The sequence below is a fragment of the Paenibacillus ginsengarvi genome, assembly GCF_003626695.1.
GTDB classification, from domain to species: domain Bacteria; phylum Bacillota; class Bacilli; order Paenibacillales; family NBRC-103111; genus Paenibacillus_AB; species Paenibacillus_AB ginsengarvi.
Map to the genome: position 1 here is coordinate 150,753 of NZ_RBAH01000014.1, position 14,334 is coordinate 165,086.

Annotated in this window: 13 protein-coding genes; 9 read left to right on the top strand and 4 right to left on the bottom strand. The window is 59.0% G+C overall.

Annotated features, from left to right (window positions below; all coding sequences use genetic code 11):
• Positions 1-4: 4 nt before the first annotated feature.
• The 4 genes from D7M11_RS19620 to D7M11_RS19635 all read right to left on the bottom strand — a co-directional run bounded on the left by D7M11_RS19620 (position 5) and on the right by D7M11_RS19635 (position 3,836).
• Positions 5-739, bottom strand: a complete 735-nt coding sequence (locus tag D7M11_RS19620) for an MBL fold metallo-hydrolase (RefSeq protein WP_120748946.1) — start codon at positions 737-739, stop codon at positions 5-7.
• The gene (locus D7M11_RS19625) at positions 736-1,749 is read right to left on the bottom strand and encodes a Gfo/Idh/MocA family protein (protein WP_120748947.1); all 1,014 of its coding nucleotides are present in this window, start codon (positions 1,747-1,749) and stop codon (positions 736-738) included. The genes D7M11_RS19620 and D7M11_RS19625 overlap by 4 nt, the downstream gene beginning before the upstream one ends.
• A 3-nt stretch (positions 1,750-1,752) precedes the next feature.
• Positions 1,753-2,847 (bottom strand): pyridoxal-phosphate dependent enzyme, encoded by a 1,095-nt coding sequence (locus D7M11_RS19630; protein WP_205127084.1) that lies wholly within the window; start codon positions 2,845-2,847, stop codon positions 1,753-1,755.
• A gap of 305 nt (positions 2,848-3,152) precedes the next feature.
• Complete coding sequence (locus D7M11_RS19635; protein WP_120748949.1) at positions 3,153-3,836, bottom strand: FadR/GntR family transcriptional regulator; 684 nt, start codon at positions 3,834-3,836, stop codon at positions 3,153-3,155.
• 363 nt (positions 3,837-4,199) lie between these two features.
• Between D7M11_RS19635 and D7M11_RS19640 the strand changes: the two genes are divergently transcribed.
• The 9 genes from D7M11_RS19640 to D7M11_RS19680 all read left to right on the top strand — a co-directional run bounded on the left by D7M11_RS19640 (position 4,200) and on the right by D7M11_RS19680 (position 14,203).
• Positions 4,200-4,859 (top strand): FadR/GntR family transcriptional regulator, encoded by a 660-nt coding sequence (locus D7M11_RS19640; RefSeq protein WP_120748950.1) that lies wholly within the window; start codon positions 4,200-4,202, stop codon positions 4,857-4,859.
• A gap of 216 nt (positions 4,860-5,075) precedes the next feature.
• Positions 5,076-6,164 carry a hypothetical protein gene (locus D7M11_RS37465; RefSeq protein WP_240041215.1) on the top strand — a complete coding sequence of 363 codons (1,089 nt, stop codon included), beginning with the start codon at positions 5,076-5,078 and terminating at the stop codon, positions 6,162-6,164.
• Positions 6,165-6,347: 183 nt separating this feature from the next.
• On the top strand, positions 6,348-7,487 hold the full coding sequence (locus D7M11_RS19650; RefSeq protein ID WP_240041216.1) for a serine hydrolase domain-containing protein: 1,140 nt from the start codon (positions 6,348-6,350) through the stop codon (positions 7,485-7,487).
• A 29-nt stretch (positions 7,488-7,516) separates the two neighbouring features.
• Complete coding sequence (locus D7M11_RS19655) at positions 7,517-8,662, top strand: serine hydrolase domain-containing protein (protein WP_158606727.1); 1,146 nt, start codon at positions 7,517-7,519, stop codon at positions 8,660-8,662.
• A 1-nt stretch (position 8,663) separates the two neighbouring features.
• The gene (locus D7M11_RS19660; protein WP_120748952.1) at positions 8,664-9,464 is read left to right on the top strand and encodes an ABC transporter permease; all 801 of its coding nucleotides are present in this window, start codon (positions 8,664-8,666) and stop codon (positions 9,462-9,464) included.
• Positions 9,461-10,243, top strand: coding sequence for an ABC transporter permease (locus D7M11_RS19665; protein WP_120748953.1), 783 nt, complete (start codon positions 9,461-9,463; stop codon positions 10,241-10,243). The genes D7M11_RS19660 and D7M11_RS19665 overlap by 4 nt, the downstream gene beginning before the upstream one ends.
• Positions 10,244-10,249: 6 nt before the next feature.
• Positions 10,250-11,236, top strand: a complete 987-nt coding sequence (locus tag D7M11_RS19670) for an ABC transporter ATP-binding protein (protein WP_205127085.1) — start codon at positions 10,250-10,252, stop codon at positions 11,234-11,236.
• A gap of 63 nt (positions 11,237-11,299) precedes the next feature.
• The gene (locus tag D7M11_RS19675; RefSeq protein WP_120748954.1) at positions 11,300-12,232 is read left to right on the top strand and encodes an ArsR/SmtB family transcription factor; all 933 of its coding nucleotides are present in this window, start codon (positions 11,300-11,302) and stop codon (positions 12,230-12,232) included.
• 156 nt (positions 12,233-12,388) lie between these two features.
• Entirely contained in the window at positions 12,389-14,203 is a 1,815-nt protein-coding gene (locus tag D7M11_RS19680; RefSeq protein WP_120748955.1) for a glycoside hydrolase family 2 protein, read from the top strand.
• Positions 14,204-14,334: the final 131 nt, after the last annotated feature.

Genomic DNA, 14,334 nt, shown 5'->3' on the forward strand with positions numbered 1-14,334 from the left:
TTTCTCACACGATACTGAGCGGCGGCTCTCCCAGCCTAAAACGCCGGTCGGCTGCCTCGATCACCCGCCAGCCACCGGAGGTCAGCGCCGTCCCGTGACCCGGGAACAACTGGCGGACGTCCAGCCGGGCAAGCGATGCGATCGTCCCGCGATACTGGTCGATCGAGAAGTCCGGCGTCGCTATAACCGCGAGCCTGCCTTCGGCGAAGACGGCGTCCGCCGAGAACAGCGCCTTCAGCTCGGGACAATAGTAGGTCACCATGTCGAAGCTGTGTCCGGGAGCGGCGACGGCCGTAAGCGTCAAATCGCCGAAGCGGAGCGTCTCGCCCGCACTGACAATCCGGTCCGCCGGGCATGGAGCGAGACGGTACCAGGGCGGATACGTACCGCTTGCCCGCGCCGCCGCAAGCGACGTGCCGATCTCGTCGCCCGCTCCTACCATCTTCGCCGTTGCCTGCGCCGCAACGACCTCCACGCCGAACCGCTCCTTCCAGATCGCCGCTCCTCCCGAATGATCGGCGTGGGCATGGGTGAGCAGCAGCGTTCGGATGTTATCGTGCGGCAAGCCGTCCTCGTCCAGCCGGGCGAACAGCCGCTCCGGCTCGATGCCGGACCCGGCATCGACGATGACGGTGTGCTCTCCGGCGCAAAGCGCATACACATTGCAATCGTAATCGCTGCTGATGCCGTAGCCGAGTCCGCCTCCCCCAATCACATGAACGCGTTCCGTCAGCTTCATCCCGGCGTTATCTCCTTCGGCTCCAGCTTGACCGCGCGCCCGAGCAAGGCCGATTCGCGCACGGCAGCGGCAACGCGCACCGCTCTCCAGGCATCAGCCGGGCGAAGAATGGCGGAAGGCCGTCCATCGCGAACGCAATCGGCAAAATGCGCCAGCTCGTCGGCCAGGGGCCCTCCGGTTTTGCCATGGACCTGATAGCCCCCCAGCAGCGCCAACCGCTCGGTCGCCGCGCCGCCGATGAACTCCATGCCTCGCTCGGGATCGCGGACGATCAGACTGCCGGCATCGCCCGTTATTTCCGTGCGCACATCCGCGAAGGCGGCGGCTCCGTCCGGCAGTAGCCAGTTATTTTCCAATATGCCGACGGCGCCGCGCGAAAATTTCAGCATCGCCCATATCAAATCTTCCGTTTCGTGCCCGGACGCGGAACGAATCGCCGTTACTTCGGTCACATCGTCCTCCAGCAGCCAATGCATCATGTCGATATCATGAATGCCAAGTATAAAGACCGGAGAAATACGGTTGTAAATAGGGAAAAAGCGTTTGCCGTTGTTGCGTTTCGCATAAATCGAGCGAACCGCGCCGGCATCGCCCCGGGCAATCCTTTCCTTCGTCTCCGCATAACGCGGGTCGAAACGAAGCACATGGCCAGTCATTAACATACGGCCGCGCTCGGCAGCCGTCCGGACTAACCGCTCCGCCTCGCTAGGGTCGGCGGCGAGCGGCTTCTCCACGAACACGTGCAGCCCGGCTTCAAGGGAATAACGGACAGGCTCTTCGTGGGCATGCTCGGGCGTCAGCACATCGATCGCGTCCAGCCGTTCCTCGTCAATCATACGTTTCCAGTCGGTATACGGCTTCGCATCCGGAAACAGCGGCATAAACGCCGCAAGCGCCTCCGGGCTGCGGTCGCATATCGCGACGACCTCGACATCCCGCACCTGCGGCCATATCCGGGCATGCGCGGCCGCGAACCGGCCAAGTCCGACAATCGCCAGGCGAATCTTCATCTCCTAATCGCCCCGCTTTCCCGGGTTCAATCCTAGATCCAGCTGTTCCGCATCGAGCAGCGGCACGTCGACATGCGATACCATCTCAAGAAGCCGCTTGCCATCCTTGAAGCCGACTCCGCTGACGATGCAGACGACCCGCTGCGAGCCGAAACCGCCCCGCTCCTTGACGTCCCGGATCAGCCCGGCCAGCGCGGCCGCGGCGGCAGGCTCGCAAAAGATGCCTTCCTCCTCGGCGAGCAGCCGCTGCGCCTCCCAAATATCCCCATCCGTTACGGCCACAGCCGCCCCATCTCCGCTTGCCATAATATCGAGAGCGAGTGCGCCGTCGGGCGGATTGGGCACTTGCAGGCCGGATATTTGCGAGACGGAGGCGCCGGGAGCGGGAACGCGCGCTCCGGCTTCGTACGCCCGCACGATATTGGAGCAGCCTTCCGGCTGGACGGCGACCATAAACGGCCTTTGCGCAATCGCTCCGAGCTCGCCGAGCTCCCGGAAGCCTTTCCATATGCCGACATACAAGCCCGCGCCTCCCGCCGGCACATAAACCGCCGTTGGCGGCGCCTCAAGCTGCTCGGCGAGCTCGAACGATATCGTTTTGACCCCTTCCATCGCGTAAGGGTTGTAGCGGAAGGCGGTAATCGTCGATTCCCAGCCGTTGCTCCGCACCAAATCCAGAACGGCGGCGAATACGCGGTCGCCGACATCCGCATACGTGCCGAACCCCTTCACCTTCCGCACGAGCGCTCCATAGGCGAGCACCTGAGCCAGCTTCGCTTCCGCCATATGTTCCAGTACGAACAGATGGTACGTCATTCCCGCCCGGGCGGCATAAGCGGCATAGGCGGCCCCTGCGTTGCCGGAGGTCGTACCTACGCAGGCTTCGCGCCCATTGGCAAGCGCCCACGAAATCCCTACGGCTGCGATCCGGTCCTTGTACGAGCCGGTCGGATTGCCTCCCTCCAGCTTGAAGTATAACTCGCCGACGTTCAGCCTTTTCGCCAGCTTCCGGCTCGGCACCAGGGGCGTACTACCTTCCCCTAAATAAAGCCGGCATCCTTCGGGAACTTCCGGCAGCAGCCGACGATATTTCCACAAACCCGGCAGCGCGTCATTTTTTAAGACTGCCCCGCGTTCAAGATCGTAGTGGAGCAATACTGTTCCGCGGCAATCGGGACACTCGTAAGATTTCGTATCCGCTGCCGGTTTGCCGCATGTCCAGCAATAAGCGATCATGGCAATTCACACCCCTAATATATTTGTATGATGGTATGACCATTCGAAGATAACAGCACGGGCGACAGTCATCCCCCTGGAACTGCTTTCTGAAGGAATGCAGCGTGGAATTGCAGGCAAAGCCCCTCATCTGCGGGACTTTGCTTGCCGCCTTTCGCCCGGCGCTCCTATTTTTCCATAATCCACTTGAGTGGCGGCAGCAAATGGTTTTCCATTTCCCGCTTCGCTTCGGCCGTTTTTTTGTCGCGAATGTACCGGATGATGTTATTGTGCTCGAGCCAGGACTGCTGCGTGCCTTCGCCGTCGCCAAAATGCTTTTCGCGGACGCCGGTAAAAAAATCGGTCAGCACCTCGCTGAGCTCGAAATACGTCTTGTTGCCGGTTGCGCGAAACAACGCCCGATGAAACTGCAAATCTTCATCGATCGGCAGCCGCTTCTGCCCGATGGCCGCCTCCATCTGGCGGTTCCAATACACCATCTGTTCGATCGCTTCCGCGTCCGCTCGCTCGATCGCCATCTCCACGGCACCCAGCTCCAGCACCCGGCGCGTCTCCCACAGCTCCTTCATGCTGCGTTCGTCCTGCATCCAGCGGAACGATACCTGATCAAGTACCGGCTTCAGCGATAATCCGTCGACATAGATGCCGTCGCCGGTTTTGATCTTGAGCAGGCCGACCGTTTCCAACGATTTCAGCGCCTCGCGCACGACAGTCCGGCTGACGCCGAGCGAATCGATGAGCTGCTTCTCGGAAGGAAGCTTGTCGCCCGCCTTCAGCTTGTTCTCGATAATATAGGTTCTGATCCGGTCGCTGACGACCTGGGACAAATTCACCTTTTCCGGGATATCCATCCGGCTTCCCCTCCTTCTCCGTCTGCCGTCTGTCTGTTAGCGCGTCGGACCGTCATCCCAAATCTTAGGCTGTGTCCACCCGTAAATCATGTCGCAGCCCGGCGGCTTTCATTCCTGCCCCGCCAAATGGTAGGACCATTATACATTCATATGCTACTACTATAGTCCCTTTTCTGTCCGTCAGTCAATGTATTTTTGCGGCCCCGTCATCTTTCTGCAAAGGGGCTGTCTCACGGTTAGATGCAAGAAGCCGAGTCTGCTTTTTTGGAAAAACGCTGGACTAACGTTGACATAACATTCCAAACCCTATACGATTACGTTGACCGCAATGTGGTCTGACCATTCAAAAGAGGTGTGCAACCGATGAAGCCGATCGAAAAAGCGGAGCGATATACGTTAAGCAAGCTGGTCGTTCAAAATTTGAAGCAATATATGATCGAAAATCGCATGTCCGCCGGCAGCAAGCTTCCCGCCGAGCGGGAGCTGGCGCAAGTGATGAAGGTGAGCAGAGCCATTCTGCGCGAGGCGCTGCGCTCGCTGGAAAGCGCCGGCATTCTGGAAATTCGTCATGGCGAAGGCGCGTTTGTAGCCGCCAACAGCCTGAATCCGCTGCTTGAGCAGCTGTCGTTTGCGGCGAGTTTGTCCGGCGAGACGAGCCGGGATATGCTGGAGCTCCGCTACCTGCTCGAGGCGGCGGCTATTGATGAAGCGCTCCGGCGGGGAGCGAGGCTGCCGCTTGCCGAGCTGGACGAGTTGTCCGCAGCGGCGAAGGACGAGACAAACCCGGAGCGGGCCGTCGAAGCGGACGTGCAGCTTCATCTCGCGGTAGTCAGTTCGCTGCACAACGAGTCGCTTCTGAACATCGCGGAGCTGTTTATCCGTCAGGCGGCGGATCGCGGCACGCTTGCCGAATACGGCCGAATCGCAGCCGAGCATGAGCGGTATATGGACGCGCTGCGCGGCTCCGATGCCGAAGCGGCGAAGTCGGCGCTGCGCGAGCATTTGGGCACTGCTGGCGGCTAACGGTACGGTTTCCATAGCCGTACCCGCTTGTTTTGTTCCCTTGCGCGAAGATGTCCGCGCATTACGAAGCTAGCCCGAATCCGGCCAATCCTTTCGCCTGCGATAAACATCTTCTTCGTCTTCATCCGCATTTTTCACCTGAATATGTGTCAATGGGCTTTCGCATACATACATTGAACATAGGCATTCACGATGAAGCGAAAGGATGTTTGATGTATGTGGGTTTTTATACCGGCGCAGTATTTGGAAATTCCAGATGAAGATAATCGTTCCATGGGTCTTCCTCCTTCCGGGGGAACCGGCAGTCCGGGCGGTATGGGTGTTCCTGGCGGTATGGGCTATCCCGGCCTACCCGGCGGAATGGGTATCCCGGGTGGCATGGGCGCTCCCGGCGGCATGGGCATTCCCGGCGGCATGGGCATTCCCGGCGGCATGGGCGTTCCCGGCGGCATGGGCGTTCCCGGTGGCATGGGCGTTCCCGGTGGCATGGGCGTTCCCGGTGGTATGGGCGTTCCTGGCGGCATGGGTACTCCTGGCGGCATGGGCATTCCCGGCGGTATGGGCGTTCCTGGCGGCATGGGCGTTCCTGGTGGTATGGGCGTTCCCGGTGGCATGGGCGGTCCAGGCGGCATGGGCATTCCCGGCGGTATGGGCGTTCCTGGCGGCATGGGCGTTCCTGGTGGTATGGGCGTTCCCGGTGGTATGGGCGCTCCTGGTGGCATGGGCGTTCCTGGTGGTATGGGCGTTCCTGGCGGCATGGGTACTCCTGGCGGCATGGGCATTCCCGGCGGTATGGGCGTTCCTGGCGGCATGGGCGTTCCTGGTGGTATGGGCGTTCCTGGTGGTATGGGCGTTCCCGGTGGTATGGGCGCTCCTGGCGGCACGGGCGCTCCTGGCGGCACGGGCGCTCCTGGCGGCACGGGCGCTCCTGGTGGCACGGGCACTCCCGGCGGCACGGGCACTCCCGGCGGTCACCAAGTGCCGACAGAAATGCCGGTCAGCTTGAGCCTTCCGGTCGGCTCGGGCGATCCGTTCGGCGGCCCGGGCGGCGCGGATCAGGCTCCAATGTCCGCACCTCCGTCGAAGATTCCGCCCAAGCCGCCCGTTTCGACATACGCGCTTGATCCCGCCGCGATCGCGCGCTGCCGTTACAAATTCACATACATTTGGCAGCGAAACGGCAGCTCGTACTGGATGTATTTGACCTACGTAGGGCCGCGTTCGATTAGCGGCTGGCGCTGGAACGGCTTTTCCTGGATGAGATTTTCGGTTGATCTCAATGCCATCGAAGCTTCCTCTTGCTGACAAACACCTTGGCTTCTCCTTTGGAGCGGGCTGCGACTGTAACGGTCGCAGTCTTTTTTTGTCCGCCCTACAAAATGATTGTAATTAAAATCGCCATAGACGGAACATACGTTCTGTAATATAATGGAATAACATCTGGTTATTTCAGGAAACCATTCTACATTTGGGAAGCGGGGGATTGGTATGATCCGAGAAACGGAAATGCCGGTTTATCACGACGGACGAACGGATGCAGCGCCGGAGGAGGTCGGCTACGATCCGGAGAGGCTGCAAGCGCTCGACACGCATCTGACGGGCCTGATCCGCGATAACAAGCTGCAGTGCGCCGGCTACCTGCTGTCGCGCGACGGGCGCATATTCGCCCACCGGACAACGGGAAAGCTGACGCATCTGGAAAATAGTCCGGACCTGAAACCGGACAGCATCCGCAAAACGTATTCCGTCACCAAATTTTTCACCGCCGTCGCTATCATGCAGCTTATCGAAGAAGGCAAGCTGTATTTGGAGCAGGCGGTGTCGACGCTGCTTCCGCAATTCGATACGCCGCTACATAAGGGCATCACCGTCTTCCAGCTGCTGACCCATACGTCGGGCGTATATCCCGATCCCGGCGCCTTCCTCGAGCCTTACCCGACCGCCTGGTTTGAAGGGCTGAGAGGTTATGACGACTGGATCACGGCCGTTCTATCGGGCCCGCTTCCGTTCAAGCCCGGCGAGCAATACGCCTATTCGAGCGCCAGCTTTGCCATACTCGGCGAAGTTGTCAGCCGTGCGTCGGGCATTCCGTACGAGCGGTACGTCATCGAGCGGATCGCCGAACCTCTCGGCATGACGCGCACTTTCTTCGAGGTGCCGGATCATCTGCACGGCGAAGTGTGCGTGACCGGCGACTGGCAGGTTCACGAATGCACATCCCGCGAAGACCGGACGGGCAAGCCGCCGCGCGCCGGCAACGGCCTGTTCTCGACGCTTGAGGATATGTGGCGGCTCGGGCAAATGATGCTGAACGGCGGAACGTTCGGCGGAGCCCGCCTGTTGAGCCGCAAAACGGTTGAGGCGATGACCCGCAATCAGCTGTCCGGCGTCAAAACGAGCGTCTGGGGCAGCAATACCCCCGACTATTCGTTCGGTCTAGGTCTAAGTCTCGCCGCTCCGACGATAGAAACGCCGGGTACATACGGACACGAAGGCTTCGGACGCTCTGGCGTCAAGGTCGATCCGGCCGAACGGTTCGTCGCTGTGTTCATCGTTCCGACCGGCATCCAATGGGCTCCGCTGTCGGTCATCGGCACGAGAGCGGTCATGTGGTCCGGCTTGCTGTAACAATAGATCCGGGAAAAGAGGAGAAGCCTATGAACCAGCAGCTTCGCGACAGAACGATACATCTCGGTCACACGAACGCCAGCCCGTCCGAGGTCGAATACGACGCACGGAAGCTCGACACGCTGGACCGGCATTTCGGACAGCTCATCGACGACGGCAAAATACAAGCCGCTTCTTACCTGCTGGCCCGTTACGGCAAAATATTCGCCCACAAATCGATGGGCGCAAGAGTCGGCTTCGAGGAAAGCGGCGACCTGCAGCCCGATTCGATTCGCCGCATCGCCTCCACGACGAAAGCGTTTACGGCGGTGGCGGTTTTGAAGCTAGTCGAGGACGGCAAGCTGTATCTCGAGCAGCCCGTATCGAACCTAATCGAGGAATTCGATACGCCGCTGCACCGGTCAATCACCGTTTTTCATTTATTGACTCATACGTCGGGCATATGCCCCGATCCAGGCTATTATTTGGAGCCGTATCCGCGCGGATGGTGGAACGGCCATGACGGCGACAGCTGGATCAAGGGCGTTTTGTCCGGCCCCGTCCGCTGCAAGCCCGGAGAATTCTACAATTACTCCAGCGCCGGCTTCGGCATGCTCGGCGAGTTGATCGGAAGAATAACCGGCATGCACTACAACGACTATATCCGTCAATCGATATTGGAGCCGCTTGGGATGAGCCGGACGTTTTTCGACGTGCCGGAGCATCTGCACGATGAGGTGTGCCTCGCCGAAAAGTTCGACGCGGAACGTCTGACGACTAGCACGAAACAGCCTGGCAAAATGCCGCGCGCCGGCGGCGGTCTGCACTCCACGCTGCAAGATTTGTGGAAATTCGGGCAAATGCTGCTGGACAAAGGGACATTCGAAGGCAAACGGATCATCAGCCGGAAGTCGGTCGAAGCGATGACCCGCAACCAATTGAACAAAGTGCCCGCCTACGCCTGGGGTGTACAAATCCCGTCCAAAAATTTCGGACTCGGGCTTAATTTGTTTCTCGAGGGGGGCGAATTGAAATCGCAAGCCACGTTTTCCCACGAAGGCGCGGGCCGCTGCGCGCTCCATATCGATCCGGCCGAACAGCTCGTCGCCGTCTTTTTCGTCCCGACCGCAACACCCGGATTTTTGCCGGAGTCGATCGTCCATCCGGGCAATATCATCTGGTCGGGCCTGAACTGACATGCTGCGGGTGCTGAGATCCGTCGCATTCGTCACCTACAAGGAATGGGCGGCCTATCGTTCGCATATGGCCGTCTCCCTCTTCGTAGGGCCCGTTCTGTTTCTTGCGCAGCTTCTCATCTGGCAGGCGGTATTCTCGGCCCGGGATACGGTGGGCGGGCTTACGCTGGAGCAAATGATCGCTTATTACGGGATTATCGCGGTCATCCAATACGCCATATTCGACTTCGCCGACTGGAATCTGCAAATGCTCATTCGTACCGGCAAATTTCTTACCTTCCTGCTCAGACCCGTCTCGCATCGCTGGTTCGCCCTGTCGCAGAAGGCGGGGCATCGCCTGCTCGGCTTTTGGCTCGAGCTTGTTCCCGTCGCCCTTATTCTTTATTTTGGCTTTCATGTCAATCTGGTGCCGAAGCATCCGGTATGGGCCGTTATTTCTGTCGCGCTCAGCTTTCTGATGATGTTTCTGGTCAACTATTGCATCGGGCTGACGGCATTTTGGCTGACGAACGCGCATGGCATTCGCGGCATGTTCCACCTGCTGCGGGACATTTCGGCGGGCGTGTTTTTGCCGCTTACGTTTTTGCCGGAAACGATGCAGAAGGTACTGTTCGTGCTGCCGTTCCAGTTCATCGTTTACGTGCCAACGCGCGTCTTTATAGGCTCGTACGAGCTTGGAGGCATCACCCTATCGATTCCGCAGATCGTCGGCATGCAAGCGGCGGCGGTAGGCATCATGTGGCTCGTATCCGAACTGTTATGGCGGCTCGGCATCCGCCGCTTTACGGGGGTGGGCGCATGATCTCGGGATTTCGTGCTTACATCGAGATCGTCAAAACATCGTTCACGAGCCGAATGGCATACCGGGGAGATTTCTGGATCAGCGCGGTCATGACGATCGCGGGCGAGCTGGTCGTTCCGCTCGTGACGTTCCTCATCTATCGGTCGGGCGCCTCTTTTCCCGGCTGGAGCCTGAGCGAAGCGCTGCTCATCCAAGCGATCTTTTTGCTGTCCAAAGGAATCGCCTTCCCGTTTTTCTTCGGCATCGTCTGGAATACGCTCGACCGGGTGCGCGAAGGCACGTTCGATCTGCTGCTCATCAAGCCGCGCCCTGCGTTATGGATGGCGCTCGTGACGGGCTTCCAGCCGGATGGACTCGGACGACTGCTCGGCGGCATCGCACTGACGGGAGCGGCCGTCCGTCTCGTACCGCAAGCCGGAGCCGCCGATTGGCTGCTGTTCGCCGTGCTGATGCTGTTTTCCATTATGGTGCTGTTTGCGTTCGCGCTGTTCATGTCCGGCATTTTGTTCCGCTGGGTAGGCAGCAGCCGCGTCTACGAAATGTTCGACTCCGTCGCGTCGTTCGGCCAGTACCCGCGCACCATTTTCGCCAAGTCGTTCGTCGGTCTCGTCCTTCAGGCCGTGCCGGTGCTTATGATCGGCTACTTTCCCGCGGCCGCGCTGCTGGGCAAGCTGTCCGCCGACGTTTGGATCGCGGCAGCGGTGAGCTTCGTCTTTTTCCTGCTCAGCCTCGTCTTCTGGCATCGGATGCTGGGCAACTATACAAGCGCAGGTGGGTAAACGAACATGACTATGCTTATCGAAGTAAACCGGCTGTCGAAATCGTACACAACGTTCCAGCGCGGCCATACGTTCAAGGAAACGCTCAAAAGCTTATTTCATCGCAAAACGATCGAGGTGCCGGCGGTAAAAGGAATCTCGTTTCAGGTCGCGCCGGGCGAAATTGTCGGCTTCCTCGGCCCAAACGGCGCCGGCAAATCGACAACGTTAAAAATATTGACAGGCGTGCTCCACCCTACCTCCGGCGACGTACGGATTATGGGATACGTTCCGTGGAAACAGCGCAAAAGCTACGTCGGCCGCATCGGAGCCGTATTCGGGCAAAAGTCGCAGCTGCTCTGGGATATTCCGCCGCTTGACGCATTTTATATGAACAAAGCGATCTACTCGATTCCGCAGGATGAATTCGAGGAAACGCTGGACGAGCTTACCAGCCTGCTGGACGTGCACGAAGTCATACGCAAGCCGACCCGTCAGCTATCGCTCGGGGAACGGATGAAATGCGAATTTATGATGGCGATGCTCCATCGCCCGCAGATCGTCTTTCTGGACGAACCGACGATCGGGCTCGATGTAATCGCCAAGGAGAACATTCGCGAGTTTATAGGGAAGATGAACCGAAGAGGGGTCACCTTCATTTTGACGACGCACGATCTGGATGACGTCGAGCAGCTCGCCGGACGAGTCATCGTGATTAATCACGGCGAGATCGTCTTCGACGACAGCATCGTCGCCATGCGTTCGTTTGTCGGGGGCGGCAAAATGGTGCGAATGCTGACGGAGGAACGGTTCCCCGACCTTAACATGCCCGGCGCTACCGTTGTGCGTATGATTTCCCCGCACGAGGCGGAGATCGAGCTGGATACCGGCGTGATCAAAATCAACGATTTTTTCGCCCGTATGAACGGCATGTGCACGCTGCTCGACATGTCGGTCCAGGAGCTGCCGATCGACCGGGTGATCAAACAATTGTATTTGACGAAATCGCCCTGAAACCCTATACTATTTTTGAACATTAGCAAATAATATGGAGTGTTTTTTGGAAAGGGCGACGGCATGTCCCGCATATTGAAAGTTACCGTAGACGAGTTTTTGGAAATCGCCAAAGCTCTTTCGAACGAATCCAGGCTGCATATTTTTAAACAAATCCAGAAAGCCAACATGAATGTGAATGAGATCGCGGAAATGTTCGGGCTCCCGTCGTCGACGGCAACCGTCAGCATTAAAAAGCTGGAGGACGCGGGGCTGATTCATACCGAGCTGCTGCCCGGCACGAGAGGCTTTCAGAAGGTGCTCTCCTCGCGGTTCGACCAGCTTGTCATTGATTTGAAGGACGAAGAGGTTCCTTCGGACGATGCGGTCCGCTACGTGCAGATGCCGATCGGTCTGTATTCGGACTGCGAGGTACGGCCGACGTGCGGGATTGTCAGCGAAGAAAGCATCATCGGCTACCTCGACGAGCCGCGCAGCTTCTACGAGCCGGACAAGGCGCTCGCTCAGCTGATCTGGTTCAGGCAAGGCTATGTGGAGTACCAGATTCCGAACAAGGTTCCGTACGACGCTCGGCTGACAGGGCTCGAAATCTCGATGGAAGTATGCTCGGAAGCGCCGATGTACAATATGAACTGGCCGTCCGATATTACGGTCTGGATCAACGGCATCGAGATCGGCACGTACCTCAGCCCCGGCGATTTCGGCGGCGAGCGCGGGCTGCTGACGCCGCCCTGGTGGGACGCGCACCGAAGCCAGTACGGGCTGCTGAAGAAGTGGAGAATCGACGCCAAAGGCGCCTATATCGACGGCCGGCAAGTTTCCGACGTAACGGTCGACGCGCTCGGCGTTCACGATGCTCCGGCATTCCAGCTGCGCATCGGCGTCAAGCCGGATAGCGCCAATGTCGGCGGGCTCAATCTGTTCGGCGCCAAATTCGGCAATTACGAGCAGGATTTGCTCGTCCGCTTCGACTTCACGAGCCATCCCAAGAAGTAAGCTCCTACGGACCCATCGCGAAGCAATGGACGGGGGCCGGCCGCGCACAGCAAACCGTTGCGGCTGCCCCGGCGCCGCTTCGCCTTGTTATGCCCATTACCTCCGTTTTTATTGTTTTATTTCAATAAATACATATCTATTCGAGGAGAGATGAATATGAGCAGCCCCTCCATTCCAAGGGCAGAATATCCGAGACCGCAGTTTGAGCGCGATGACTGGCTCACCTTGAACGGTTCGTGGGAGTTCGAATACGACGACGGCGACGAAGGCGAAACACAGCGATGGTACGCGAGCGGCAAACCCGCATTTACAAAAACGATCGTCGTCCCCTACTGCTTCCAGAGCAAGCTCAGCGGCATCGGGGACCCCTCGATCCATGACGTCGTATGGTACCGCCGCAATGTGAACATCCCGGCTTCGTTCCTGGGCAAACGCATCCTGCTGCATTTCGGCGCGGTCGATTATGAAGCCAAAGTATGGGTGAACGGCCAACTGGTCGCCTCGCACGAAGGCGGACATACTCCGTTCCAGGCGGACATTACGGACGCGCTGGACAGCGGCGGCAGCGCCCGCATCGTCGTGCGGGCGCAGGATTACAGCCGGGATATGGCACTGCCGCGCGGCAAGCAATATTGGAAGGACCGCTCCGAAGGCATCTTCTATACCCGCACGACCGGCATCTGGCAGCCGGTATGGCTGGAAGCCGTAAGCGGCATCCACCTGCGCCAGGTTCGGCTTACCCCGGATATCGACCGGGAGCGCATCGATATGCGGTTCCATATCGCCCTGCCGTTTGCAAACGGCGGCGGCGCTCCCGATTCGCTCGTCGTCAAAACAACTGTCACGTTCGCCGGCGATATCGTTGCCGAAGATTCGTTCAGCATTCGCGGAGAGACGGAGTTTCGCAGCATCGGCCTGTCCTCCTCGGGCCCGGGATCCGGAGGCGCCCGGTCGCGCTGGTGGAGTCCGGAATCACCGAAGCTGTTCGAGGTCGCCTATACGCTCGAGCAGAACGGCCAGCCGCTCGATCATGTACGCAGCTATTTCGGCATGCGCAAAGTATCGATGGAAAACGGTAAGCTCTACTTGAACAACTCGCCCTACTACATGAAACTCGTGCTCGATCAAGGCTACTTTCCGGACAGCCTGCTGACGCCGCCGACGGACGAAGCGATCCGCTACGACGTAGAAGCGACGAAGGCGATGGGCTTTAACGGAGCGAGAAAGCATCAGAAAATCGAAGACCCGCGTTACTTGTACTGGTGCGACAAGCTCGGCCTGCTGCTGTGGGGAGAGATGGCGAACGCCTACATCTTCACGGAAACGTACGCGTCGCGTATGACGAAGGAATGGATCGAGGCGGTCGAGCGCGACTACAATCACCCCTGCGTAGTAGCGTGGGTTCCCTTGAATGAAAGCTGGGGCGTCCCGAACATTTCCGTCGACAAGCAGCAGCAAAATCATGCGCAAGCGCTCTACTATTTGACCAAATCGCTCGACGCTACCCGTCCGGTCGTCTCCAATGACGGCTGGGAGCACGCCGTCACCGATCTGTGCACGATTCACGATTACGCCTGGAAACGAGAGGTGCTCGCACAGCGGTATGCGTCCGCGGAAACGGCCGTCACCGCCGAGCCTGCACGCCGCCGCATCTTCGCCTCCGGCTTCCGGTACGAAGGCCAGCCGATTCTCGTCACCGAATTTGGCGGCATCGCCTTCAAGCAGGCCGGACAAGAGGGCTGGGGCTACTCTGGCGCTCAGGACGAGGCCGACTTCGTCAAGCGGCTTGCGGACGTCGTCCATCCGCTGCTGCAAAGCCCGGTCGTGCGCGGCTTCTGCTACACGCAGCTTACCGACGTGGAGCAGGAAGTAAACGGCCTGATGACGTACGACCGCAAGCCGAAGCTGCCGTTTGAAGTGATCAAGAAAATCAATCAGGGGCTGCTACCGGACTATCCGGCGAAGGACTGAATACAGTGCTTTCCAGCTAAAAATGACGCAATGCAAAAGGGTACAGCCTCCTTGGTCAAGGTGGCTGTACCCTTTTGTTTGGGAATAACCGCCCGGAACATGACGGAAAACAAAAAAACGGCGCTTCCGAT

Bases quoted from the DNA above. Each gene is read 5' to 3' on its own strand.
- D7M11_RS19620 (WP_120748946.1), bottom strand. From the start codon at position 739: ATGAAGCTGACGGAACGCGTTCATGTGATTGGGGGAGGCGGACTCGGC.
- D7M11_RS19625 (WP_120748947.1), bottom strand. From the start codon at position 1,749: ATGAAGATTCGCCTGGCGATTGTCGGACTTGGCCGGTTCGCGGCCGCG.
- D7M11_RS19635 (WP_120748949.1), bottom strand. From the start codon at position 3,836: ATGGATATCCCGGAAAAGGTGAATTTGTCCCAGGTCGTCAGCGACCGG.
- D7M11_RS19640 (WP_120748950.1), top strand. From the start codon at position 4,200: ATGAAGCCGATCGAAAAAGCGGAGCGATATACGTTAAGCAAGCTGGTC.
- D7M11_RS37465 (WP_240041215.1), top strand. From the start codon at position 5,076: ATGTGGGTTTTTATACCGGCGCAGTATTTGGAAATTCCAGATGAAGAT.
- D7M11_RS19650 (WP_240041216.1), top strand. From the start codon at position 6,348: ATGATCCGAGAAACGGAAATGCCGGTTTATCACGACGGACGAACGGAT.
- D7M11_RS19655 (WP_158606727.1), top strand. From the start codon at position 7,517: ATGAACCAGCAGCTTCGCGACAGAACGATACATCTCGGTCACACGAAC.
- D7M11_RS19660 (WP_120748952.1), top strand. From the start codon at position 8,664: ATGCTGCGGGTGCTGAGATCCGTCGCATTCGTCACCTACAAGGAATGG.
- D7M11_RS19665 (WP_120748953.1), top strand. From the start codon at position 9,461: ATGATCTCGGGATTTCGTGCTTACATCGAGATCGTCAAAACATCGTTC.
- D7M11_RS19670 (WP_205127085.1), top strand. From the start codon at position 10,250: ATGACTATGCTTATCGAAGTAAACCGGCTGTCGAAATCGTACACAACG.
- D7M11_RS19675 (WP_120748954.1), top strand. From the start codon at position 11,300: ATGTCCCGCATATTGAAAGTTACCGTAGACGAGTTTTTGGAAATCGCC.
- D7M11_RS19680 (WP_120748955.1), top strand. From the start codon at position 12,389: ATGAGCAGCCCCTCCATTCCAAGGGCAGAATATCCGAGACCGCAGTTT.